This window comes from Smaragdicoccus niigatensis DSM 44881 = NBRC 103563 (assembly GCF_000380645.1).
Lineage (GTDB): Bacteria > Actinomycetota > Actinomycetes > Mycobacteriales > Mycobacteriaceae > Smaragdicoccus > Smaragdicoccus niigatensis.
Genome location: NZ_AQXZ01000012.1, coordinates 149,944 through 171,584 on the forward strand (window position 1 = coordinate 149,944; position 21,641 = coordinate 171,584).

Below are 21,641 nucleotides of genomic sequence, written 5' to 3' on the forward strand. Positions count from 1 at the left end.
TCTCCGCAGCTGCTTCGCTGCGTGGTTCGTCATGTTGCCGAATGTGTTGTCGCCCTAGCTGACGCCGTCGCATTAACCGTCCTTTTCAGGACCGGGTGCGCGGCTTGTTTTCCGCACACATTCCGGCACTAAGGACACCTCTCATGACTATCGCCATCGATCGACCTGTCCACGTCGTTCCGCCGCGCTTCTATCGCCCTGAACTGCCTGCCGGGCTCGTGTTCCGGACGGCAGCGGTGCACGGTCCGCTCGGTCGAGACCAGGTCGCGGCGGCGACCGGACTCAGCATCGCGACCGTCAACCGCCAGGCCGCAGCGCTGCTGGCCACGGGGCTGCTGCGGGAACGCGCGGACCTCACCGTCTCCGGCGCAGTTGGCCGGCCCCGAATCCCGCTCGAAGCAAATCAGGATCGGTTCGCCGTCGCCGGAATCCACATCGGTGCGGCGACGACGACGCTCGTCCTCTCCGATCTCCGCGGCACGATCCTCGACGGTGCGCGAGTTCAGACCCCGCAACTCGATCAAGAACAAGCTCTTCGCGGCATTGCCTCGTCCGCCACGGACTTCCTGCGCAGGTCAACCGCCGCACGCCATCGAAAGTTGCTGTGGGCAGGCGTCGCGCTCGGTGGTCGGGTCGATGCGCGAACCGGAAGTGCCGATCATGCGCGTCTGCGCTGGGTCAATGCTCCGGTGGCAACGTCGATCGGCTTGGGTGTCGGCGTACCGGTATCGGTCTCGCCGCACGTCGAGGCGATGGCTGCCGCAGAGTTGCTGGCGGCGCCCGGAGCCCGTCCCGCGACCGGCAGCAGCCTGTTCTTCTACGCGCGTGAGACTGTCGGTCTCGCCCTGACGATCGACGGTCGAGTCCACACTCCGAAGAGCGGTCCAGGGTCGATCGCACATCTCCCGTCGGGTTCCGACGTGCTGTGCGAGTGCGGCCGTCGCGGCTGCCTCGAGGCCACCGTCAGCGACCGGGCCACGCTCGAAGCTGCCGTTGGGGCCGGTGTTTTCGGCACTGCCCGCCCCACATTGAGCGGCTTGTACGCCGAGGCGAACCGCGGAACTGCGGCAGCGGTAGAAGTGTTGTCCCGACGAGCCACGGCTCTCGGCCGGGGTGCCGCCCTGCTGAATGATCTGCTCAATCCCGACCAGATCATCGTGGCCGGCCAGGCGTTCACGGGTTATCCGCCGGCAATGCGCGAGTTCGGCGCAGCGTTCTGCCGCGAGGCTTCGCTGGCGGTCAACGACGTCATCACCAGCCGATTCGGCGGACTGGTCCAGGAGCATGCGGCGACGGCAGCGGCTTTGTCGGTGCTGTACGCCGACCCGCTGGGTGCCCTGCGCCGAACTGCCTGAGCAGAAAGGGGTCGATCACCAAGGTGATCGACCCCTTTCCCGCGGTGTCAGGCCGCGGCAGCCAGCGGGGATTGACCGCCGACCCGGAACTTTATTCCACGTGCTTCGAGCTCCGGAAGCACGGTCTCGAGCACTTGTGACAGCAGAACGGCAGGGACGTCAGATCGCAGCGTGATGCCATCGGCAACGCGGGCCGCCCAGATGTCCCAGATGAGTCCGGCGAGCGAGCGGCCACTGCCGGGGTGGACGATTTCTCCGGTGTGGACGCCCGGCCGCCAGTCCGGGTGCAGCGTTTCGAACTCGGCAAACGCGGCCGCCGTCGTATCCGCGAGATGGGCGCGCACGTCGACGAAAACCGGCTCGTGTGCAGACGCGGTGATCTTCTGGGCCTGTCCGAGCGTGCTCGTCCGGATTCGCTGAATCCGGCGACCGTCAGCCGGAGCTTCGGTGAGTTCGATCCAGATGTCGTCGGAGAACTCGATCGCTAGTCGCAACATGATTCTCAGAAAACCAGCCGCTGACGTGCGCGAACAGGGTTAAACCCAGGCTGAGTGAATCACCGTGCGTGCTTGGGTTGATGCGTGTCGCGGTGCTGCGTCAGCACGAACGACGCGACCAATCCGATGATCAGAATGCCGGCCGGCAACAGCATCGCCTCGCCGAGCGCGGAGCTGAAGGAGTCCTTGATCGCGCCGGGAATAGCCGAACCTACGTGCTGGCTGCCAGACAGTCCGTGTGCCGTCATGCGCGCGGTGATGAGCGCGCTGATCGCCGCGCTACCGAGAACCGAACCGGACTGCCGGGCGGTGTTGTAGACGCCGGATCCTGCGCCCATGTGCCGGAACGGCAGATCGTGCATCGCGGTTGCGGCGAGCGGCGCCCAGATGAAGGCGTTCGCGGAACCCATGAGGACGAGCGGCAACGCCAACATCCAGATCGACGTATCCGGCTTCATGATCAGCGCGAACCACGCGATGCCGACGGCGAAGGACGCGAAGCCGATGGTCGGGATGACGCGCGGGGGCATGCGATCGACCAACTTGCCGACCGCCGGTGCGAGTAAGCCCGTCGTGATCGCCATGGGAGCGAACGTGAACGCCGACGCGGTGGGCGAAAGCCCATGAACTGCTTGCAAATAGAAGAACGTGGGGACGGTCATCGCGGTGATGGCCGCACCCATGACGCAGATCGCGAGCGTCGACATCGCGAAGTTGCGCACTTTGAAGAGTTCCAACGGAACGAGTGGTTCGCGTTTCGTCCGGGCTTGCATCACGACGAAGACGATCAAGATAAGGATGCCGCCGGCGATCATCATCCAGATACGCGGTGCCCATGCGTCGGTCTCGCCTTCCTGCAGTCCGAACACCAGCAGGAACATGCCGATCGCGCTGACCACGACGCCGGGAATGTCGAAACTGTGGGAATGCGTCGGCAGCTTCGGAATGAACTGCAGTCCGAGCGCGATCGCGAGGATTCCGATCGGCACGTTGATGAAGAAGATCCACTGCCAACCCAGTCCGTCGACCAGCAGACCGCCCGCGATCGGGCCGACGAGGGTCGCGATTCCCGCCACCGCGCCCCAGATGCCCATCGCCGCGCCGCGCTTGTCGGGCGGGAAGATCCGGGCGATGACGCTCATCGTCTGCGGAGACATCAGCGCCGCACCGAGTCCCTGCACCGCACGCGCGGCGATGAGCATCTCGATCGTGTTCGCCAAGCCGCACCACAGCGACGCCGCAGTGAAGATCGCCAGACCGAAGAGGTAGATGTTCTTGGGCCCGAAGCGGTCGCCGAGGCGGCCCGTGATGAGCAGGGGTACCGCGTACGTCAGCAGGTAGGCACTGGTGACCCAGATGACGTTGTTGATGCCGGTGTCGAAATGCGCCAGGATCGCCGGATTGGCGACCGCGACGATCGTCATGTCCAGCAGGATCATGAAGAAGCCCAGGCACAGCGTGGCGAGTGATACCCACGGGCTTTGTGTCCGGGTTTGAGCCTGAACCGTCATGCCTTGATCATCGCGCGAGCACCCGCGATGAAGAGACTCAATCCGAATGTGAAGCGGTCGGTCGCCGTGGGGGACTCGAACAGCGGTGATGCCGAGTCCTCGAGCGCGCCACTGGAATCCATCTGCATTCGGGACTGCTCGTCGATCGTGTGGCCGAGGACGTAGTAGAGCAAGCTCGTCGCGGCGAGTTCGGCGTCGTGCTCGCGGATTCCGCCGGCTTGGAGGCAACGCGCGAAGAGTGCGACCACGGTGCTCGTCGTCATCCGGGATGCGAAGGCCGCGGACACGATCTCCGCGGCGTCGCGGTGGGCGAGAAGTGCATCACGAACGGCCGTCGCGATTTCGGTCAGCTGTCTGTCCCAGGCACCGTCCGAAGGTGCGGAAACGGGCTCGAGAATGCGGTCGGCAACCGCTGCGAGGAGCGCCTGCTTGTTGGGAAAATGCCAGTACAGCGCACCCGCGGCGACATTGAGGGACGTCGCGAGACGGCGCATCGTGAGATCGCCGAGTCCGTACTCGTCGAGGATCGCGATCGCCGCGCCGACCACGTCGCGCTTGGTCAATTGCACTCGACTACTCTAACCTGAACGGTGTTCAAGTGGTGCCGCACCCAGGCGCTGCGATGAGAAGAGGTACGGCAGATGACGCAGGCGCCGGTTCAGACTGACATTCTTGCAACCGCTCGCGAGCAAGTACTCGAACGGGGTGTTGGACTCGATCAGGAGCAGACCCTCGAGGTGCTCAAACTCGACGACGACCGACTCGAGGAGCTCCTGGCTCTCGCGCACGACGTACGCATGAAGTGGTGCGGACCGGAGGTCGAGGTCGAGGGAATCATCAGCCTCAAGACCGGCGGTTGCCCTGAAGACTGTCACTTCTGTTCGCAGTCGGGTCTGTTCTCCTCGCCGGTGCGCTCGGCTTGGCTCGACATCCCCTCGCTCGTCGAGGCCGCCAAGCAGACCGCCAAGACCGGTGCCACCGAGTTCTGCATCGTCGCCGCCGTGCGTGGCCCGGACGCGCGCCTGATGTCCCAGGTCGCCGCTGGTGTCGAGGCCATCCGCAACGAGGTCGACATCCAGGTCGCATGCTCGCTCGGCATGCTGACGCAGGAGCAGGTCGACCAGCTCGCCGCAATGGGCGTCCACCGCTACAACCACAACCTCGAGACCTCGAAGTCGTACTTCCCGAACGTCGTCACGACGCACTCGTGGGAAGAGCGCTGGGGCACTCTGAAGATGGTTCGCGAAGCCGGTATGGAGGTCTGCTGCGGCGGCATCCTCGGTATGGGTGAAACGCTCGAGCAGCGCGCCGAGTTCGCCGCGAACCTCGCAGAACTCGAGCCCGACGAGGTGCCCCTCAACTTCCTCAACCCGCGCCCCGGCACGCCGTTCGGCGACCTCGAGGTGCTCCCGGCTTCGGACGCTCTGCGCGCGGTCGCAGCGTTCCGTCTCGCGCTGCCGCGCACGATCCTGCGTTTCGCCGGCGGTCGTGAGATCACCCTCGGTGACCTCGGCGCAAAGCAGGGGATCCTCGGCGGCATCAACGCCGTCATCGTCGGCAACTACCTCACCACGCTGGGTCGCCCGGCCGAGGCCGACCTCGACCTGCTCGGTGAGCTGCAGATGCCGATCAAGGCGCTAAACTCGACAATCTGATGTTCAATCCGTACACCGGAAAGCCCGACTCGGACGCCATCCCGAAGGCCGCCGAACTCGGGCTCGAGCCGCCCCGCTACTGCACCGAATGCGGCCGCCGCATGGTCGTGCAGGTCAATCCGGACGGCTGGTGGGCGAAGTGCTCGCGGCACGGAGTGACTGACTCCCACGACCTCGAGCGTCGCTGATGCGGCGCGCCGTCAGCAGGATCCTTGCGGGTGTCCTGATCGTCAACATGCTGGCGGGAGTGGCGTGGGCCTTCATCGCCCGGCCGGTCAGGTTCGTCATCGTCGACAACGGACTGGGACAGTCCCTCGACGGCGAGAGTGCCAATGAATTCGGTGCGATCGGATGGTTCGCCCTGATCAGCGCGGTGCTTGGGTTGGTGCTTGCGGTCGCCGCCTGGTCGTACCGCGGGCAGCGTGGGATACCGCTGCTGTACGTGATCATCGCGACGTGCGCGCTCGGGTCGCTCTCCATGGCGGCCATTGGCGAGTTGATTGTTCGTCTGCGCTATCCGATCGTTGACGATCCGAAGATCGGTGCGGTTGTCTCCATCGCGCCGAAGATCTTCGACGGCACGATCCCCGTCGTGCTGGCGCTCGAACCGCTCATCGCAGCGGTCGTCATCTTCGTGATGGCCGCGCTCAGTCCCTTCGACGATCTCGGCAGCGGACGCCACGCCAGCACGGCGGAAAGCGCCGTGCCAACGGGTTCGACGTCTGGCTGAGTGCCCCGTTAGCGGTATCCGCGATCGCGGTACTGCTGTCTCAGAGCTTTCGTTGCGGACTTGAACCGCTTGTCGTGCTCCGCGCGCGTCCGGGCGTCGATGCGGCTGGCTAGCCAGGCATCCTCGCGCTGAAGCTTCTGATAGCTATGCAGGCGACGATCCGACAGTGTCCCCGCTGCGATGGCTTCCCGTACCGCACAGCCCGGCTCCATCTCGTGTCGGCAGTCGATGAAATGGCACAGCTCGGCGAGTGCCGCGATGTCCTCGAAGGTCTGGTTCAGGCCTTCCTCGGCATTCCAGATGCCCGCGCCGCGGAGTCCGGGGGTGTCGATGAGGACGAGCCCGAGATCGGCCAGCGCGGTCAGGTTGCGGGACACCGTGGTGTGGCGGCCCTTGAAATCTGACTCGCGAACGGCCCCCGTCTCGGCAGTTTCCGTGCCGGTGAGGGTGTTGATCAACGTCGATTTACCCGCACCTGACGGCCCGATGATGGCGATCGTCCCGGACAAGGCGGCGACGAGGTCGGCAATCCCCGACCGGTCGATCGAACTCACCGCAACAACCCGAGCGCCGGGCGCGTTCGACGCCACTTCAGTGACCGTCGCGGACGGATTGTCGTGGAGATCCGCCTTGGTCAGTGCGACCACCGGCATCGCGCCGCTGCTCCAGGCGAGCGTCAGAAACCGCTCGATCGCATTCAAACGAACAGGCCGGTCGAGCCCGAACGCGACGACGACCGTGTCGACGTTTGCGGCCAGGATCTGGCTCGTCGACTGGCGTGTGGCGACTGCTCGCGTCAATGCGGTGCGGCGGGGGAGAAGCATGTGTCCGTTGTCGGACAGTGCCAGCCAGTCTCCCGTACACAGCGGGGGATCGTTCGGCGACAGCGGGAGAGTCGCAATGCCGTCTGTGGACACGACACGGGCGTGCGCACGATGAGTAGTGATGACGCGCGCGGCCCGCGCATCACCGGAAAGAAGTTGCTGCCAGGTGGAATCCCAGCCGTAGTGATGGAGATCAAACACGTCCGTGAACCTTTGAGTGGTCACCGGGCGTGGCGACTCAGGCGTTCGCCTGCCCGGTGCGGAATGGGTAGGTGGAATCGAAGGCCGCTGAGCAGCACATAGGTCATTCACCTTCCTGGGACACCGGGTCAGTTCAACGGTAGACAGTCGAGGCGGCCGCCTTCAAACGATTTTTGGGAATCGTCAGTCTGCGCGACTCGCGATGCCGAGCTGCCGGAAGCGACTCGCATGGAACACCAGTGGTGACGTACCCGCGTTGAGCTGCACGTCCTCGACGTGCAACAACGCGATCTCGTGGTCACCGGCGCTCACGAACGAGTCGACGCGAACGGTGAACGTCGCGGCCGCGCCCCTGAGCAAGACCGCTCCGGACTCGGTGACCTGCCAATCGACACCCGCGAACCGTTGATCGGGCTCGAGGCTCAGCTGGCGGCCCAGCACCTCCTGGCCCTCGGCGAGGACACTGACTCCCCAATGACTTCGCTCGCGAAGTGCGGGAAGCGTTTTGGAGGCCCGCGCAATGTTGACCGACACGATCGGCGGTGCGAGCGAGACAGACGTGAACGAACTTGCCGCTATCCCGATCGGACCACGCGGTCCCAGCGCGGCCACCGCGACGACGCCCGTCGGAAACGCGCCGAACGCGCGACGCAAGTCCCGTACTTCGGAAATCACGACCGTCATGCGGGCACGACCGAACGTAGTTGGGCGATCGCGATCTCGAACCACGCCGAGAAGGCTTCAGAATCGAGTAGTTCGCAGTCGAGTAGGAACAGCCCGCGAGTCGGGGTGCTCGCCCCGAGTTCGGCCAGGACCGGCTTCAGATGCACCTCCGGCGCGAGCGAGTGGCGCCAGTCGCCCCCCACGAGAAGCGGAACCGCCACGGTCCGCGAGAGTTGCCCAGCCGAGAAGCGGTCCAGGAAGAGCTTCAACAAGCCCGTGTATGTCGCCTTGTAGGTCGGGCTCGCGACGATGATGAGCGAACTCGACGCGACCGTCGACACCAGATCTCGAACATCCTGATCCGTCCAGTCGAACAGTCGAGGGCCGTAGTCGGCGAGGTCGATGACGTGGTCTGGCTGCTGGCTGGTGATCCGTTCAGCGAGTTCGACTGCGGTCGAATAGGTGCGGGATCTCGGCTTCGGATTTCCGACGATGACGGTCGTGGACATGGTCGTCAGTGTTCTGACGTGCTCGATCGCCGACAAGATTTGAAATCACCGTGCGTCGTAGTCAGCGACGTCGCTGACCCGATCCCTCTGGGAACGGCCATGCGACCGTGAGGGATTGGCCTTCGCCGATTGCCGACCATTGGGCCGCGAAGTCGTCGTAGCGGGCATAGAGCCTGTTCAGCAGTGCCGGGTCGATGCCGCTCTTCTCCGGAGTGCCAGGCCACGCTGGTTCGAACGTCCGAAGCCGGCGTTCGACCTCCCACAGGGCAACCGTCACGGACGCGAGGCGCTCGGAGCGCGCCATATCGGCAGACTCCTGCGGTGTCGGCTGGCGGCGATTCTTCGTGGTCTTCTTGTTGATCGCCGGATCGGCGGGCCAGAACAAGCCGTCGTCGCCATCTGCGGCCGCGAGCCGGCCGTAAACGCCGCCCCGAATGCGGTCTTCGATCTCGACGAACAAGTGCGCCACGTCGTGTGGAACCGCGTCGTTGTACCCCGGGCCGTTGCGCGGAGCCAACGCGTGGCCGGCCTCGCGCAGAACTGCGATCTCGTATCGGCCGCTGAGCTTCGTGAACTTGACTTTCATTTGAATCAAGGTTGCGGGGGCCGGTCGCCGTATGCAACCGAATTCGACCCTGGTAAGCAAGAAGCATGAAGCGCACGCTGTACACCGCAGAGCACGAAGAGTTCCGCGCCTCGGTCCGGGAGTTCGTCCGCCGGTGGATCGAACCGCGGGCCGAGAAGTTCATCGAGGACAAGTTCATCGACCGCGATGTGTGGCGCGCGGCAGGGGATCTCGGTTACCTCGGCCTGGGAGTTCCGGAGCAGTACGGCGGTGGCGAAGCGGGCGACTTCCGGTACTCAGCGGTCGTCACCGAAGAGCTTGCCCGGGTGGCGGTGGCGTATGCGTCGTCGTTCTCGATCCACTACGACGTCGTCGCCCCGTATCTCATCGAGCTGTCGACCGAGGAGCAGAAGAAGCGCTGGCTCCCCAAGTTCTGTACGGGCGAGTTGGTCTCGGCGATGGCGATGTCCGAACCCTCGGCCGGTTCGGACCTGGCCGCTTTGAAGACGACGGCAGTGCGCGACGGCGATGACTGGATTCTCAACGGATCGAAGACGTTCATCACCAACGGCATCAGCGCGGATCTCGTCATCGTCGCGGCGCGCACGACCCCCGAGAAGAAGGCCAAGGGCATTTCCCTCTTCGTCGTCGAGGAGGGCATGCAGGGATTCACTCGCGGGCGCAAGCTCGACAAGGTCGGGCAGCCGGAGGCGGACACCGGTGAACTGTCCTTCGAGGATGTGCGCGTGCCGGGGACGAACCTGCTGGGCGAAGTCGACCGTGGGTTCATCGCGATGATGGAGCGCCTCCCGCAGGAGCGCATTGGGGCGGCCATCACGAACATCGCCCACGCGAAGGCGGTGCTCGAGGAGACGATCCAGTATGCGAAGGACCGCAAGGCCTTCGGTCAATCGATCGGCAGCTTTCAGCACAACAAGTTCCTGCTCGCGGACCTCGTCACGAGGCTCGAAGCGGCGCAGGCGTACGTCGACCACCACGTGCTCGCCCACACGAACGGTGAGCTCGACGCGGTCGACGCGGCCAAAGCGAAGTGGTACTCGGCGCAGGTGCAGAACGAGATCATCGACCACTGCGTGCAGATCTACGGCGGCTACGGCTACATGAACGAATACCGCGTCGCACGAGCCTGGAAGGACGCTCGCGTCACCAAGATCTGGGCCGGTTCGAACGAGATCATGAAGGAGATCATCGGCCGCAGCCTGGGGTTCTAAAAGTCGAAGCTGTCGAACCCGTCGAAGAAGCCGCCGCCGTCGCCAGCGTCACCGGGGTCGACATCGCCGTTACCGGACGCGTCCTGGAAGCCGTCCTGGTAGCCGTCGGCGAACGCGTTCTGGTCGTAGCCGACTCCGTGCATTCCGCTGAACAGAGCGTCGAACAGCAGCATCGAACCGACGCCCCAGGCGCCCGCGACGAGGGCGGTCTTCCACCACGGCTCGGAGTACCAGCCGGCGGGGACCGGTCGTCCCGCGACCATGCCGCCGGGGTAGTAGTTCGGGGTCGTCTGCGACGGTCCCGGGGACGCCTGGATCTGGCGTCCCTCGAACGCGATGCTCCGGTTCTCGCTCACGGCACCCGCGGTGCGCTGGCCGGTCAGTTCGGGGATGTGCGGTCCCGGGTCCATGCCCATCGCCGTGCGCGCCGCCCGGATGTAGTACAGGCCTTCGATCGCGGTCTGCTTGGCGAGGCGGGCCTGCGCGGCGGACTTGGCTTGCGAGATCTGCGAGCCGGCTGCGGTGAATCGCTCCGACGCATCCGAAAGTGCCTGTTTGGCAGCGTCATTGGACCCGGTCAGGTTGTAGACCTGACCGCCGAGTCGGTCGATCGCCTGCCGGGCATCGGCGACCGCATCGTCGAGTTCCCGCTGGTTTCCCGCCTGCGATCCGCGAATCACGAGAAACGCGACGACGCCGATGATGACGAGAAGCAGGAGGAACCCGGTCGACATGAATCCAGCGTACGCAGCCTAGATCAGTTGGCCTTCGACGCCGGTTTGTCGATGCACAGGATCGAGGTATCTGAGGCGGAGGATGTGCTCACATCTCGGTCAAAGGGGACCCCGAGACCGCTACCGTCAGGAGAGTGACGTTCGCACCGGAGTCGGTACCTCGGGCGCGTGACCTGCTTGTACACATCGTGCCGGGTGCATTTAGGTGGTCGGCTGCGACGCGCGCCGCGCTGGCGTTCGGCATTCCGGCCGCAATCCTGACGGTCGCGGGTCATGCCGAACTTGCCGTCGCGGTGACCCTCGGATCGTTTTCGGTGATGTTCGGCGAGGGACGCCCCTATCGGGTGCGGGGGGTCATCGTCGCGCTCGCGGGGATCGGGTTCATCTCCGCGGCGCTGGTCGGCGCCGCAGTAGGCCATTCCGGGGCCCCGTCGATCGTCGATGTCGTGGTGCTCACTGCGGTCGCGTGTACCGCGACATTCGTCGTCGACGCGATCCGGTTCGGCCCGCCGGGCTCGTTCTTCTTCGTCATGATCTGCGGCGTCGCGATGCTGCTGGCACGCCACGGCATATCGATTGGGCAGATCGTGGCGTGCGCGGTCATCGGGTCGGCGTCGTCTGTGCTGGTCTCGATGGCCGGCGCGATGCGCGACGCGACCCGCCCCGAAACGACCGTCACGAACGCCGCGGTGAAGGCGGTCGAAGTATTCGTGACCCGGGGCGAGGCGGAGACTCTGACCGATCGCCACAACGTCGCCACCGCTCTCATGGCGGCCCGGACGGCCTTGAGAGACGCTCGCGCTCTGGATTCGGGCTTGCTCGCTCAGCTCGATGCGGCCCAGCGCCAGTGGGCGGTATCCATCGCTCGGATCGCCGACGGGGATGTCGACAATGGTGCGGTCGATTGGGAACGCGCGTCGTTGGGCTTCCGATTACGGCGTGCGCTGTATTTGGATTCGCACGCGACAGTCACCACTCTGCGGTTGATGGTCGGGTGCCTCATCAGCGGCTCTGTCGCAGTTGTCGCGGGGCTCGGTCGACCGGACTGGGCCATCTACGCGACGGTGCTGATCCTCAACCAGGGACTCGATCGAGTGCGCGGGGTCGTGCGGTCGCTGCACCGATTGGTCGGCACCTTAGGTGGAGTGCTGTTTTTCGCGGCCCTGCATCAACTTGCGCCGACCGGGTTGGCTCTCATCGGGGTTCTCCTGGTGCTGCAGTTCGTCGTCGAGCTGTTCGTCGCGCGCAACTACGGCATCGCCGTGTTCTTCATTACCCCGCTGGCGCTCCTCATCGGTGACTCCGCGCATCCCCACGGTTCGATCACCACGCTGGTCGGGGAGCGCGTGGTCGAGACGATCGTGGGCGTAGCCGTTGCGACAGTGTGCTTCTGGGTCACGTTTCCACGTGCCCACCGGCGAATCCTCTTATGGACTGACCGGCGCGTACTGGAAAGCGCACGCGAGTGCGATGTGCGGCAGCTGGGCGAGCTCCACTTCGAGATCGCCGGTTCGATGCGGGCCGGAATCGACGCGATGTTCAACGAACGTGAGTGGACGATCGCGCAGTGGCCCCGCCACGCCGCAATCGATGACCTGGGCTTCCGGGTGTTGGCGCTCGGCACAGTCGCACCGGCGTTGATGGCAGAGCTGCGCGCCGAAGCCGAGCGACTACGCGCGTGATCCGAACGCGGACGGGAACGAATCGCGGTAGGACGGAATGCCCGCGACCGCCGTCGCCGCGAGCACCGCGTTGACGATCGCCCGTTCGACGCAGACCGCGGCGGCGGCGCAGACGGCGTCGACGCGGGGGAGTTCGGCAAGGAATGCCGGCCCGAGGGCAACCGGCAGGTCTCCCTGCTCGTCGCCGGTTGCCGATTCGGTCAAACCTGTCGAGAGGGCGAAGATCGTGTCACCGTCCAGCGGAGAATGGGCCGGACGGATCGCACGGCCCAGGCCATCGTGACCTGCCATCGCCATTCGGCGACAACCACCTGCGCTGAGTTTCGCGTCGGTTGCGACCACACCGATCGTCGTGTTCAACAGCGTGCCTTTGGGACTGCGCAATCTCGCGGCCGCGACGTCGGCGCCGTCGGGGGTGCCGAGCCCGAAGAACTCGATGCCGTCGGCCATTGCGCCCCAAGGTACTCCGGTGCGCGGATCGTAGACCGAGCCCACCGGGTTGGCGACCATGAGCGCGGCGACAACGATGCCGCGGGCGGGGCCGTCCTCGATCACGACGCTCGCGGTTCCGATGCCGCCCTTGAGCGAACCGGCGCGCGCACCCGTACCTGCGCCGACGGTTCCGCAAGCGAAGTCGACCGCAGCGCTTTCGGCCGCGCGGTATCCGAACTCCGCCGTCGGTCGCGTGCGCCAAGCACCCACGGGGAGGTCGAAGATGACCGCCCCCGGCACGATCGGCACGACGAATGCGCCATCCGGGCCCGGTGGGGCCATGGCGATTCCTTCGCCGTGCTCTTCGAGCCAGTGCATGACGCCATCGGCAGCCGCCAGGCCGTAAGCGCTGCCGCCGGCCAGCACGATCGCGTTGACCTGCTGCACGGTATTGCTGGGGTCCAGAAGGTCTGTTTCGCGCGTGCCTGGTCCGCCGCCACGCACATCCACCGCGGCAGTGGCCCCGCCGGGCGCACGTACGACCGTGCAGCCGGTGGCGGCTCCGGCACCCATCGATGCATCCGAGTCGAGCTCGGTGTAGTGCCCTACTAGGAGCCCGGCGACGTCGGTCAGACTGTTTCGATCTCCAGTGCGCACGTTGTGGAGCCTACTTGGACAGGCGTGCGTCTCGCGGTGGGTTTCCGCAGGTCAAAGCGTGCTCTTGCCCCAGGTTGTCGGACCCACCTGCCCAGATTGTGCCGATCCGGCGGTTATCGGCCGGTGCTGCTCGCGACGACAGATAATCGGACAATGAGACCACATCGGCTGGCGGTTGTGCCGATCCTCACCGCCGTGATCACTTTTGGCGTCGCTTGTTCTTCGGAACCGGTGTCGCAGTCGGGCGGACAACCCGCGGGAGCCGCGCGAGAAAGTGGCGAGGTCTCGCCGACGGCCGGTAAATGGACCGAGCCGTGCTCGCTACTGACTGCGGACGAGATTTCGCCGTTGATCGATTCCACCGCCGCCGGTACGCCGAGCGGTGATTCGCAGCACGGTGCGGCGTGCGAGTGGCGGAACTCCGACACGTACGAGTCGGTGTCGCTCAACATCGGCAGCCCGGACACGGCGATCAACGACGTTGTGCCCGACGACCCCTCTGGCGCCTACACGTTTGAGGACGGACCAGACGGAATCAAGTTCACCAACGCCGGGACGGCGATGTTCGTGCTGGACAAGCGCCTCTGCGAAATTCAGGTCACCACTCTCCGCAGCGCCGACAACGCACACGACAAATATGTCGAACTCATCGGAAAGATCCGCTCGCGCTTCTAGCTCGGCGGTCGGAGCGCAGCGAACTCGTCGGTGACCCGCAGGGTCGAGTCCGTGAAGCGGTACATCTTCGCCGGTCGTCCGCCCGCCCGGCCCGGAGCCGAGACGGTGTCGAGCGGCGTGAGCACTCCACGACGGCTCAGAACGCGTTGGAGGTTGGTCGTGTCGACCTCGTATCCCAATGCTGCGCAATAGATCTGGCGCAGGGTCGACATCGTGAACGCAGCCGGGGCGAGGCCGTAGGCGAGGTTCGTGTACGACAGTTTCGCGACGAGCCGGTTGCGGGCGTGGGCGACGACTGTGCCGTGGTCGAAGGCCATGCGGGGGAGGGCGGACACCGGATGCCAGCTGGTGTCGGCCGGCAGTTGCGGGTCCGCGGTCAGGGGAACGAGGCCTAGGAACGTCGAGGCGATGAGCCTGGGCCCGGGCACCCGGTTCGGATCGCTGAACACTGCGAGTTGCTCGAGGTGCGCAACCTTTTGAACGTCGACCTTCTCCGCAAGCTGGCGCCGGGCGGACGTGTCGAGATCCTCGTAGTCCCCCAGCGTGCCGCCGGGAAGGGACCACGCGCCCACTTCGGGCTCCATTGCACGCTGCCACAGCAAGACGGCCAGTTCCGGACCGTCCGCAAACTTACGAACCTGGAACACTGCGGTGAGCGTTTCATGAACGGTGGTACGATGGGGCATGTTTTCGATCATAAGTCGAAAACCTAAGATTGTCGCTCGGAAGGAGAACAGCGATGACGACGACTCTGGATCTCGCGCAGATCACTGACACTGCTGCGGGTTACTCGGGTATCGAGGCCAACGCTGATTGGGCCGCTGAAGTGCGCAGACTCGCACGCCAGCGCAATGCGACCATCCTGGCGCACAACTATCAGCTGCCGGAGATTCAGGACATCGCCGACCACGTCGGCGACTCGCTGGCGCTCTCGCGCATCGCGGCTGAGGTTCCGGAAAGCACGATCGTTTTCTGCGGTGTGCACTTCATGGCCGAGACCGCCAAGATCCTGAGCCCGGAGAAGACGGTTCTCATCCCGGATGCGCGGGCCGGTTGCTCGTTGGCTGACTCGATCAACGCCGATGAACTTCGCGCGTGGAAGGCCGAGCACCCGGGCGCGGTGGTCGTCTCGTACGTCAACACCACCGCTGCGGTGAAGGCCGAGACCGACATCTGCTGCACGTCGTCGAACGCGGTGGATGTCGTGAACTCGATCCCGGCGGACTCCGAAGTGCTGTTCCTGCCGGACCAGTTCCTCGGCGCGCATGTCAAGCGCATGACGGGTCGCACGAACATGCACATCTGGGCGGGCGAATGCCACGTGCACGCCGGCATCAACGGCGATGAGCTCACCGACCAGGCCAAGACCCACCCGGACGCGGAACTCTTCGTGCACCCGGAGTGCGGCTGCGCGACCTCGGCGCTGTACCTCGCTGGTGAGGGCTTCTTCCCCAAGGAGCGCGTCCACATCCTGTCGACCGGCGGAATGATCGACGAAGCGCGCAAGGTGCACTCGAAGCAGGTTCTGGTTGCGACGGAGATCGGCATGCTGCACCAGCTGCGCAAGGCTGCGCCCGGCATCGACTTCCAGGCGGTCAATGACCGTGCTTCGTGCAAGTACATGAAGATGATCACCCCCACGGCTCTGCTGCGTTGCCTCGCGACCGGCACGGACGAGGTTCACGTCGATCCGGAGATGGCTGCTCAGGGCCGAAAGTCGGTGCAGCGCATGATCGCCATCGGTACTCCCGGCGGAGGCGAGTGAGATGCACGACTGGGAAGCCTCGGCGGACGTCGTCGTTATCGGCGGCGGCGTCGCGGGGCTGACCGCCGCGCGGGCCGCGACTCGGCATGGAGCGTCGGTTCTGACGGTCAGCAAAGGCGGCCCGACCGACACTGCGACGCAGTACGCCCAAGGCGGCATCGCGGTTGTCGCGCCGACGGGCGACTCGGTCGAGTCTCACGTGTACGACACGATGGAAGCCGGCGCGGGACTGTGTGACGAAGCTGCGGTCGAATCGATCGTCGAGGGTGGTCGGCGTGCGATCGAAGCGCTGACTGACCTCGGCGCGGTTTTCGACCTCGGACGCGACGGCCAGGTCTCGCGGACCCGTGAGGGTGGACACAGCACGCGGCGGATCATCCATGCCGGTGGTGACGCGACGGGCGCCGAGGTGCAGCGTGCCCTCAACGCCGCCGGTATGCCGGTCCTGTTCGGCGCGGCCGCGGCACATGTGGCGACCGGCCCGAATGGCGTTTGCGGGCTCGTGGTTCTCTCGACGAAGGGGATCGGGCTCATCCACACGCCGGCCGTACTGCTGGCGACCGGTGGTTCTGGTCAATTGTTCGCCTGCAGCACGAATCCGCCCGGCGCGACCGCCGACGGCATCGCCCTCGGCCTTCGCGCCGGAGCGGAGGTCGCCGACCTCGAATTCGTGCAGTTCCACCCGACGGTTCTGTTCACTCCGGGCGGCGTCGGTCGGCGACCGCTCATCAGTGAGGCGGTTCGCGGCGAGGGCGCCAAGCTCGTCGACCCCAACGGTGACTCGATCACCAAGGGTGTGCACCCGCGAGGCGACCTCGCGCCTCGCGACGTCGTGTCCAAGGCCATCCACGCACGGATGCACATGCTCGGCATCGACCACGTTTACCTCGATGCCCGTTCGATCAGTGGTTTCGCGCAACGCTTCCCGACGATCACCGCGTCCTGCCTCGCGGCCGGGATCGATCCGCAGACGGACCTCATTCCGGTCGCGCCGGCGGCCCACTACCAATGCGGTGGCGTCGTCACCGATGTTCAGGGCCAGACGCGCGTGCCGGGGCTTCTCGCTGCCGGCGAGGTTGCGCGCACTGGACTGCATGGCGCGAATCGCCTGGCGTCGAACAGCCTGCTCGAAGGTCTCGTCGTCGGCGAGCGGGCGGGCCTTGTCGCGGCCGGACGTAAAGGGACGCCGACCACCGGCGGCGACTACGCAATCCCACTTGCCCCGGTGCTGAATCGGCAAGCCCTGCAGGATGCGTTGACATTGAATGCCTCGGTTGTTCGCGATGCTCTGGGTCTCGAAGTGGCCGCCAAGGCGATCGCCCAGGCCGAGCTGCTGCAGACCAATACCGAAGAGGCACTCGAGGATGCGGCGTTGACGTTGACTGCGCAGGCGCTTCTCGCGGCGGCGACGGCACGGACCGAGAGCCGCGGCTGCCACACGCGTTCGGACTATCCGGAAACCAGTGACGACCAGCGCTTCAGCCGGCGCTACGCGATCGAAGACGGACAACTGGAGCCCACGCAGGCAGTTGGAGTGCGCGCATGAGCGAGTTGGAATGGCAAGACGTTGACCGGGCGATCGCCGCCGGACTCGATGAGGACCTGCGCTATGGACCGGACATCACGTCGTTGGCCACCGTGCCCGCGGATCTGGTGTCGAAGGGTGCGGTCATCACCCGCCAGGCGGGAACCGTCGCCGGAATCGACGTCGCGCTGCGGGTTTTCGACACTGTGCTCGGTGCCGGCAACTACGCGGTGCTCTCCCGCATCGACGACGGCACGCGGGTGCAGCCACGCGATGTCGTGCTCACGATCGAAGCACCAGTGCAGGGCATGCTGACCGCCGAGCGCACGATGCTCAATCTGCTGTGCCACATGTCCGGAATCGCGACCGCAACGTCGGCGTGGGTCGACGCGGTCGATGGGACCACCTGCAAGATCCGCGACAGCCGCAAGACCCTGCCCGGTCTTCGGGCACTCGAGAAGTACGCGGTGCGCGCGGGCGGGGGAGTCAACCACCGGATGGGACTCGGCGATGAGGCGCTCATCAAGGACAACCACATCGTTGCGGCGGGTTCGCCGATCGCGGCGTTGCGTGCCGTCCGCGCGTCCAATCCCACGATCAAATGCGAGATCGAGGTCGATCGACTCGAGTACCTCGACGAGATACTTCCGGAGAAGCCGGAGCTCGTGCTGCTCGACAACATGCCGGTGTGGATGACCCAGATGGCCGTGCAACGCCGAAACAAGGTGTCGCCGGAGACGAAGCTCGAATCCTCGGGTGGGCTGACGCTCGACGTCGCGGCCGACTATGCCGGCACGGGTGTCGATTTCCTGGCCGTGGGCGCGCTGACGCACTCGGTCAAGGTTCTCGACCTCGGCCTCGATATGTGAACTAGAGCAGTGCGTTGCAGTCGGTTTCGAACCAGGCTTTGACGAAACCGCCGGTCTGATAACCGATCTGGCGAATCCAGGCAACGAGGCCGATATGCGGCTGGACGCCAACGAACATCAGGTCGCCGCTATTGCATTTGCGCACGATCGTTTCCGCCCGGATCAGGTGGGGATTGATCGTGATGACGATTGCGCTCTTCCACCCGTGCTTGGCTGACATGCGGGCGAGCTCGGCTGCCTCGCCGCGGGTCGTGGGTGGCTGCGGGATGAAGCACTGCGCAAAGACACCATCGAGGGCCTCCTGGCAGCCCGGATGGTTCTTGCCGATGGGCGGTATCGAGAACACGAGGTTCGGGGCGTACCCCTGTTTGTACAGACGCGCGCCCAATTCGTAGCGCTCGATATTGCCAGAGCCGAGGACGTAGATCACGTCGGCCTTGTGGACCTGGTCCGATCGGGGAAACACGTAGACCTTCACCGCGACCGCCACCAGCGCGATGACGATGACTGCCACCGAGATGAGCCACGTTCGAGTGCGCCGGCTGCGCAGTTTCACGATCTCTGCCACACGGCCCCTTCGACTCGAGGTACCCGGACATTATTCGACACTCGACCGGTTCGCCACCGGCAACGAGTCGATTTGTCTGTCGTTCGACCTACCGACGCGCGATCCCGTTCAACACCGCGTCGACAATCCGCTCGGCCGTATCGGGTGCGACCTGCATTTTCCAGATCTTGACCATCGTCAGCATCGGACCCGAGAGCAGCGAAAGTGTGAGTTCTATATCGAGATCGGGGATGAGTTCGCCGTTCGCGATGCCATCCCGGAGCACCTCACGCATGAGTTCACGCCGCGGTTCGATGATGTGCTTGAGGTAGACCTCGCGCAGTTCGTCCGATGCTTCCGTCATCACGCACGCCATCAACTTGCTGGAGAGCGCCTCGTTGTGCCGACGGATGTAGTCGACAAGGAGGACCAGATCGTCTCGAGCTGAGGTGCCGGCCAGCTTCGGCGGCGGGTCCTGGATCGACGCCAGGGCGTCGACGATGAGCGCTTCCTTGTTCTCCCAGCGGCGGTAGATCGTCGTTTTGCCGACTCCGGCGGCCGTGGCGATCGCCTCGATCGACACCGCTCCGATGCCGCGATTGGCCACCAGTTCCAGCGCCGCCGAGATGATCGCCTCGTCGGCTTCGGCGCTGCGAGGCCGACCCGCAGGGCGTGCGGGCCGGCCGGTTTCGACAGTGTCGGTCACTGTGCGACGTGCTCCTTTACAGCGTGCTTGGGTGCGTACGGCGTGCGAAGCCAGAACCCGAGGAGGACAACCGACGCCAAGGTCAGTGCGGCGCCCAGACCGGCGGTGAGGTGCATGGCGTCGACGTACGCGTTGAACACATCCGGCTTGACCTGCGCGAGCCTGCCCGGCTCGGCATGAGCCATGACCTGCAGCGTACCGCCGAGGGACTCACCCGCGGCTTCCCGCGCCGGGGCGGGCAGACCGTCGAGCAACGGGTTGACTTCGTTGCGGTAGGCGACCGAGAGGACCGAACCCAGAACGGCGACACCGAGCGCACCGCCGAGTTGGCGAATCGTGTTGTTGATCGCCGACGCCGTTCCCGCCTGTTCGCGGGGAACGCTGCCCTGGATGAGCTCGGTTGCCGGCGGCATCACGTTGCCCATACCGAAGCCCTGCAGGAAGAAGAAGATTCCCAGCACGTACATCGGAGTGGTCGGGGTCGCGAACGTCAGTGCCACGAGAGAGATCGCGACGAGCGTGAGTCCCACCATGATGACGTTGCGAGGGCCGTAGGTTTGCGCGAGCTTGGCTGACCGCGGGGCGGCGATGAGCTGTGCGGCGGCAAACGGAAGCATCCACAAGCCGGTTTCCAGCGCACTCATGTCCCGGACGATCTGCAGGTAGAAGGTCAGGAAGAAGAACACACCCATCATCGCGAAGAACGAGAGACCGACGGTGACGTTGGCTGCGGCGAACTTCGGGTTCTTGAAGAAGCGAACGTCGAGCGCCGGGTGGTCGGACTTCAGTTCGAACAAGACGAAAGCGATCAGCAGAGCCAGGCCAGCGAGGCCGGGCACCCAGACTTTCTCATCCGTGATGGAAGCGAGCTCGCCGCCCTTGATGATGGCCCAGGTGATGAGGACCAGCGCGCCGACCTGCAGCAGAACTCCGATGGGGTCCATTCGGCCCGGATTCGGGTTCTTCGACTCGGGCACGATGCGCAGGATCGCTACGAGGCCGATGATGACGATCGGGATGTTGATGAGGAAGACCGAGCCCCACCAGAAGTACTGAAGCAGGAGTCCGGCCGTTATCGGGCCCAGGGCGACTGCGATACCGACGGACGCGGCCCACAGGCCGATTGCCTTCGGGCGTTCGCTCGGTTCGAAGACGTTGCTGATGATCGCGAGCGTTGCCGGCATGACTGCGGCACCAGCGAAGCCCAGGAACGCGCGTCCCGCGATGAGCGACTCCGGGCTGTACGCGTAGGCACACATCGCCGAGGCGATACCGAAGAGCGTCAGGCCGATCATGAGGATTCGTTTGCGGCCGAAGCGGTCGCCCAGAATTCCCCACGTGAACAGCAGGCCGGCGAAGACGAGTGTGTAGGAGTTGATCGCCCACTCGAGCTGACTCTGAGTGGCGTCCAGGTCGACCTGAATGGTCTTCAGCGCAACGTTGAGGACGGTGTTGTCGAGGACGACGACGAGGAGGCTGACGACGAGGACGGCGAGGATGGCCCAACGGCGCGGATGGCCGCCGGTGGCGTGGTGGTCCACGGTATGTGGATGCTCGGGGAGCGTTTGCGTCACGATAGGTGCCTTTTCGATACGGGTACGACTCGTTTCGTATGACAGTAGCTGGCTGTCTACTGATTACGCAACCGTTGCGTATCGAATCCTGTTCCCAGCGCCTCCATCAATTTGTGAGCTAACGGGCCTATCGTGTGAAATCAGTACTCTATTGAGAGGGATGAGGCGCAAGTGTCACGAGTTACTGTCGTCCTTCCAGATGAACTCACCGAACGAGCCCGCAGAGCCGGCATCGACGTTTCCGAGATCTGCCAGTCCGCCGTGCTGCGCGCGGTCGAACTGCGCGGCAAGGACCCCAATGGTCAACGATCGTTGATCGAGGCCGCGATTCGCCTGCGGGCTCATTCCCGCGACGGTCAACGCGAGGACGGCATTGCCGACGGTCGCGAATGGGCCACGACCGCAGCGGATCTCGCCGATCTTCACCTGATCGGTAAAGGCCGGATGGGCGTGGTGGCCGATCCTGACGATCCCTGGAATGCCTACAGCTGGAAGCAGTCCGGCACGAGCCTGCGCAAGACATGGAAGATTTCGGACACGTCGCTCTACGCGTGGTTGTCGAATACGTCGTCACCCGCGACGGGGCTGAATGTCGAGGCTGGTGAATGGACCGCGACCGCTTATGCCGAAGGTTTCCTGGAAGGCGCTCGGCGGACGTGGGTCGAGGTCGAACCGTTCCTGTCGGCGGACCGGCACACGCTGAACGATCTGTTGGGACGGGTTTAGGTCGAGA

The 21,641-nt window shown here is 65.1% G+C and carries 24 protein-coding genes; 11 read left to right on the forward strand and 13 right to left on the reverse strand.

The features are described from left to right. Positions 1-143: 143 nt before the first annotated feature. Positions 144-1,355: an ROK family protein gene (locus tag F600_RS0104970; RefSeq protein ID WP_018159488.1), complete on the forward strand. Its 1,212-nt coding sequence runs from the start codon at positions 144-146 to the stop codon at positions 1,353-1,355. 47 nt (positions 1,356-1,402) lie between these two features. On the opposite strand, the gene F600_RS27010 is transcribed toward F600_RS0104970, so the two are convergent. The 3 genes from F600_RS27010 to F600_RS0104985 are packed head-to-tail and all read right to left on the reverse strand — an operon-like array spanning position 1,403 to position 3,932. Next, positions 1,403-1,852, reverse strand: coding sequence for a hypothetical protein (locus F600_RS27010; protein WP_018159489.1), 450 nt, complete (start codon positions 1,850-1,852; stop codon positions 1,403-1,405). A gap of 59 nt (positions 1,853-1,911) precedes the next feature. Beyond that, positions 1,912-3,363, reverse strand: a complete 1,452-nt coding sequence (locus F600_RS0104980; RefSeq protein ID WP_040630535.1) for an MFS transporter — start codon at positions 3,361-3,363, stop codon at positions 1,912-1,914. Further along, on the reverse strand, positions 3,360-3,932 hold the full coding sequence (locus F600_RS0104985; protein WP_018159491.1) for a TetR family transcriptional regulator: 573 nt from the start codon (positions 3,930-3,932) through the stop codon (positions 3,360-3,362). The genes F600_RS0104980 and F600_RS0104985 overlap by 4 nt, the downstream gene beginning before the upstream one ends. Before the next feature lie 72 nt (positions 3,933-4,004). Between F600_RS0104985 and bioB the strand changes: the two genes are divergently transcribed. The 3 genes from bioB to F600_RS0105000 are packed head-to-tail and all read left to right on the forward strand — an operon-like array spanning position 4,005 to position 5,748. Further along, positions 4,005-5,018: a biotin synthase BioB gene (gene bioB, locus F600_RS0104990; RefSeq protein WP_018159492.1), complete on the forward strand. Its 1,014-nt coding sequence runs from the start codon at positions 4,005-4,007 to the stop codon at positions 5,016-5,018. Further along, positions 5,018-5,206 carry a biotin synthase auxiliary protein BsaP gene (gene bsaP / locus F600_RS0104995; RefSeq protein ID WP_018159493.1) on the forward strand — a complete coding sequence of 63 codons (189 nt, stop codon included), beginning with the start codon at positions 5,018-5,020 and terminating at the stop codon, positions 5,204-5,206. Before bioB ends, bsaP begins: the two co-directional genes overlap by 1 nt. Beyond that, on the forward strand, positions 5,206-5,748 hold the full coding sequence (locus F600_RS0105000; protein ID WP_018159494.1) for a DUF2567 domain-containing protein: 543 nt from the start codon (positions 5,206-5,208) through the stop codon (positions 5,746-5,748). The genes bsaP and F600_RS0105000 overlap by 1 nt, the downstream gene beginning before the upstream one ends. An 8-nt stretch (positions 5,749-5,756) precedes the next feature. Here F600_RS0105000 and rsgA read toward each other — a convergent pair whose 3' ends face one another. From rsgA to F600_RS0105020, 4 genes are all read right to left on the reverse strand, one after another. Beyond that, positions 5,757-6,773: a ribosome small subunit-dependent GTPase A gene (gene rsgA / locus F600_RS27015; protein WP_018159495.1), complete on the reverse strand. Its 1,017-nt coding sequence runs from the start codon at positions 6,771-6,773 to the stop codon at positions 5,757-5,759. A 183-nt stretch (positions 6,774-6,956) separates the two neighbouring features. Continuing rightward, complete coding sequence (locus tag F600_RS0105010) at positions 6,957-7,457, reverse strand: flavin reductase family protein (RefSeq protein ID WP_018159496.1); 501 nt, start codon at positions 7,455-7,457, stop codon at positions 6,957-6,959. Next, on the reverse strand, positions 7,454-7,945 hold the full coding sequence (locus F600_RS0105015) for an NADPH-dependent FMN reductase (protein ID WP_040630605.1): 492 nt from the start codon (positions 7,943-7,945) through the stop codon (positions 7,454-7,456). Before F600_RS0105015 ends, F600_RS0105010 begins: the two co-directional genes overlap by 4 nt. A gap of 61 nt (positions 7,946-8,006) precedes the next feature. Then, complete coding sequence (locus tag F600_RS0105020) at positions 8,007-8,531, reverse strand: hypothetical protein (RefSeq protein WP_018159498.1); 525 nt, start codon at positions 8,529-8,531, stop codon at positions 8,007-8,009. A gap of 65 nt (positions 8,532-8,596) precedes the next feature. Here F600_RS0105020 and F600_RS0105025 point away from each other — a divergent pair, with 65 nt between their 5' ends. Beyond that, a complete protein-coding gene (locus F600_RS0105025) occupies positions 8,597-9,742 on the forward strand; it encodes an acyl-CoA dehydrogenase family protein (RefSeq protein WP_018159499.1) in 1,146 nt (381 codons plus the stop codon). Here F600_RS0105025 and F600_RS0105030 read toward each other — a convergent pair. Beyond that, positions 9,739-10,476: a GA module-containing protein gene (locus F600_RS0105030; protein ID WP_018159500.1), complete on the reverse strand. Its 738-nt coding sequence runs from the start codon at positions 10,474-10,476 to the stop codon at positions 9,739-9,741. The genes F600_RS0105025 and F600_RS0105030 overlap by 4 nt on opposite strands. Before the next feature lie 134 nt (positions 10,477-10,610). On the opposite strand from F600_RS0105030, the gene F600_RS27020 reads away from it, so the two are divergent. After that, positions 10,611-12,158 (forward strand): FUSC family protein, encoded by a 1,548-nt coding sequence (locus F600_RS27020; RefSeq protein WP_018159501.1) that lies wholly within the window; start codon positions 10,611-10,613, stop codon positions 12,156-12,158. Here the strand turns inward: F600_RS27020 and F600_RS0105040 are convergent. Continuing rightward, positions 12,147-13,247: a P1 family peptidase gene (locus F600_RS0105040; RefSeq protein ID WP_018159502.1), complete on the reverse strand. Its 1,101-nt coding sequence runs from the start codon at positions 13,245-13,247 to the stop codon at positions 12,147-12,149. The two genes, F600_RS27020 and F600_RS0105040, sit on opposite strands and share 12 nt — an antisense overlap. Before the next feature lie 153 nt (positions 13,248-13,400). On the opposite strand from F600_RS0105040, the gene F600_RS0105045 reads away from it, so the two are divergent. Beyond that, positions 13,401-13,922: a hypothetical protein gene (locus F600_RS0105045; protein WP_156024419.1), complete on the forward strand. Its 522-nt coding sequence runs from the start codon at positions 13,401-13,403 to the stop codon at positions 13,920-13,922. Here the strand turns inward: F600_RS0105045 and F600_RS0105050 are convergent. Continuing rightward, positions 13,919-14,608 (reverse strand): NUDIX hydrolase, encoded by a 690-nt coding sequence (locus F600_RS0105050; protein ID WP_026306180.1) that lies wholly within the window; start codon positions 14,606-14,608, stop codon positions 13,919-13,921. The two genes, F600_RS0105045 and F600_RS0105050, sit on opposite strands and share 4 nt — an antisense overlap. A 53-nt stretch (positions 14,609-14,661) precedes the next feature. Here F600_RS0105050 and nadA point away from each other — a divergent pair, with 53 nt between their 5' ends. Genes nadA through nadC form a run of 3 tightly spaced genes read left to right on the forward strand, consistent with a single transcriptional unit; the run spans position 14,662 to position 18,081 of the window. After that, positions 14,662-15,687 carry a quinolinate synthase NadA gene (gene nadA, locus F600_RS0105055; protein WP_018159505.1) on the forward strand — a complete coding sequence of 342 codons (1,026 nt, stop codon included), beginning with the start codon at positions 14,662-14,664 and terminating at the stop codon, positions 15,685-15,687. A gap of 1 nt (position 15,688) precedes the next feature. After that, positions 15,689-17,233, forward strand: coding sequence for an L-aspartate oxidase (locus tag F600_RS0105060; protein WP_018159506.1), 1,545 nt, complete (start codon positions 15,689-15,691; stop codon positions 17,231-17,233). After that, positions 17,230-18,081 carry a carboxylating nicotinate-nucleotide diphosphorylase gene (gene nadC / locus F600_RS0105065; protein ID WP_018159507.1) on the forward strand — a complete coding sequence of 284 codons (852 nt, stop codon included), beginning with the start codon at positions 17,230-17,232 and terminating at the stop codon, positions 18,079-18,081. The genes F600_RS0105060 and nadC overlap by 4 nt, the downstream gene beginning before the upstream one ends. A 1-nt stretch (position 18,082) precedes the next feature. Here nadC and F600_RS0105070 read toward each other — a convergent pair whose 3' ends face one another. From F600_RS0105070 to F600_RS0105080, 3 genes are all read right to left on the reverse strand, one after another. Beyond that, the gene (locus F600_RS0105070; RefSeq protein ID WP_018159508.1) at positions 18,083-18,649 is read right to left on the reverse strand and encodes a YdcF family protein; all 567 of its coding nucleotides are present in this window, start codon (positions 18,647-18,649) and stop codon (positions 18,083-18,085) included. A gap of 88 nt (positions 18,650-18,737) precedes the next feature. Then, entirely contained in the window at positions 18,738-19,334 is a 597-nt protein-coding gene (locus tag F600_RS0105075; RefSeq protein WP_018159509.1) for a TetR/AcrR family transcriptional regulator, read from the reverse strand. Beyond that, the gene (locus F600_RS0105080; protein WP_211220043.1) at positions 19,331-20,908 is read right to left on the reverse strand and encodes an MFS transporter; all 1,578 of its coding nucleotides are present in this window, start codon (positions 20,906-20,908) and stop codon (positions 19,331-19,333) included. Before F600_RS0105080 ends, F600_RS0105075 begins: the two co-directional genes overlap by 4 nt. Before the next feature lie 171 nt (positions 20,909-21,079). Between F600_RS0105080 and F600_RS31495 the strand changes: the two genes are divergently transcribed. Further along, positions 21,080-21,634: a hypothetical protein gene (locus tag F600_RS31495; RefSeq protein WP_156024420.1), complete on the forward strand. Its 555-nt coding sequence runs from the start codon at positions 21,080-21,082 to the stop codon at positions 21,632-21,634. Positions 21,635-21,641: the final 7 nt, after the last annotated feature.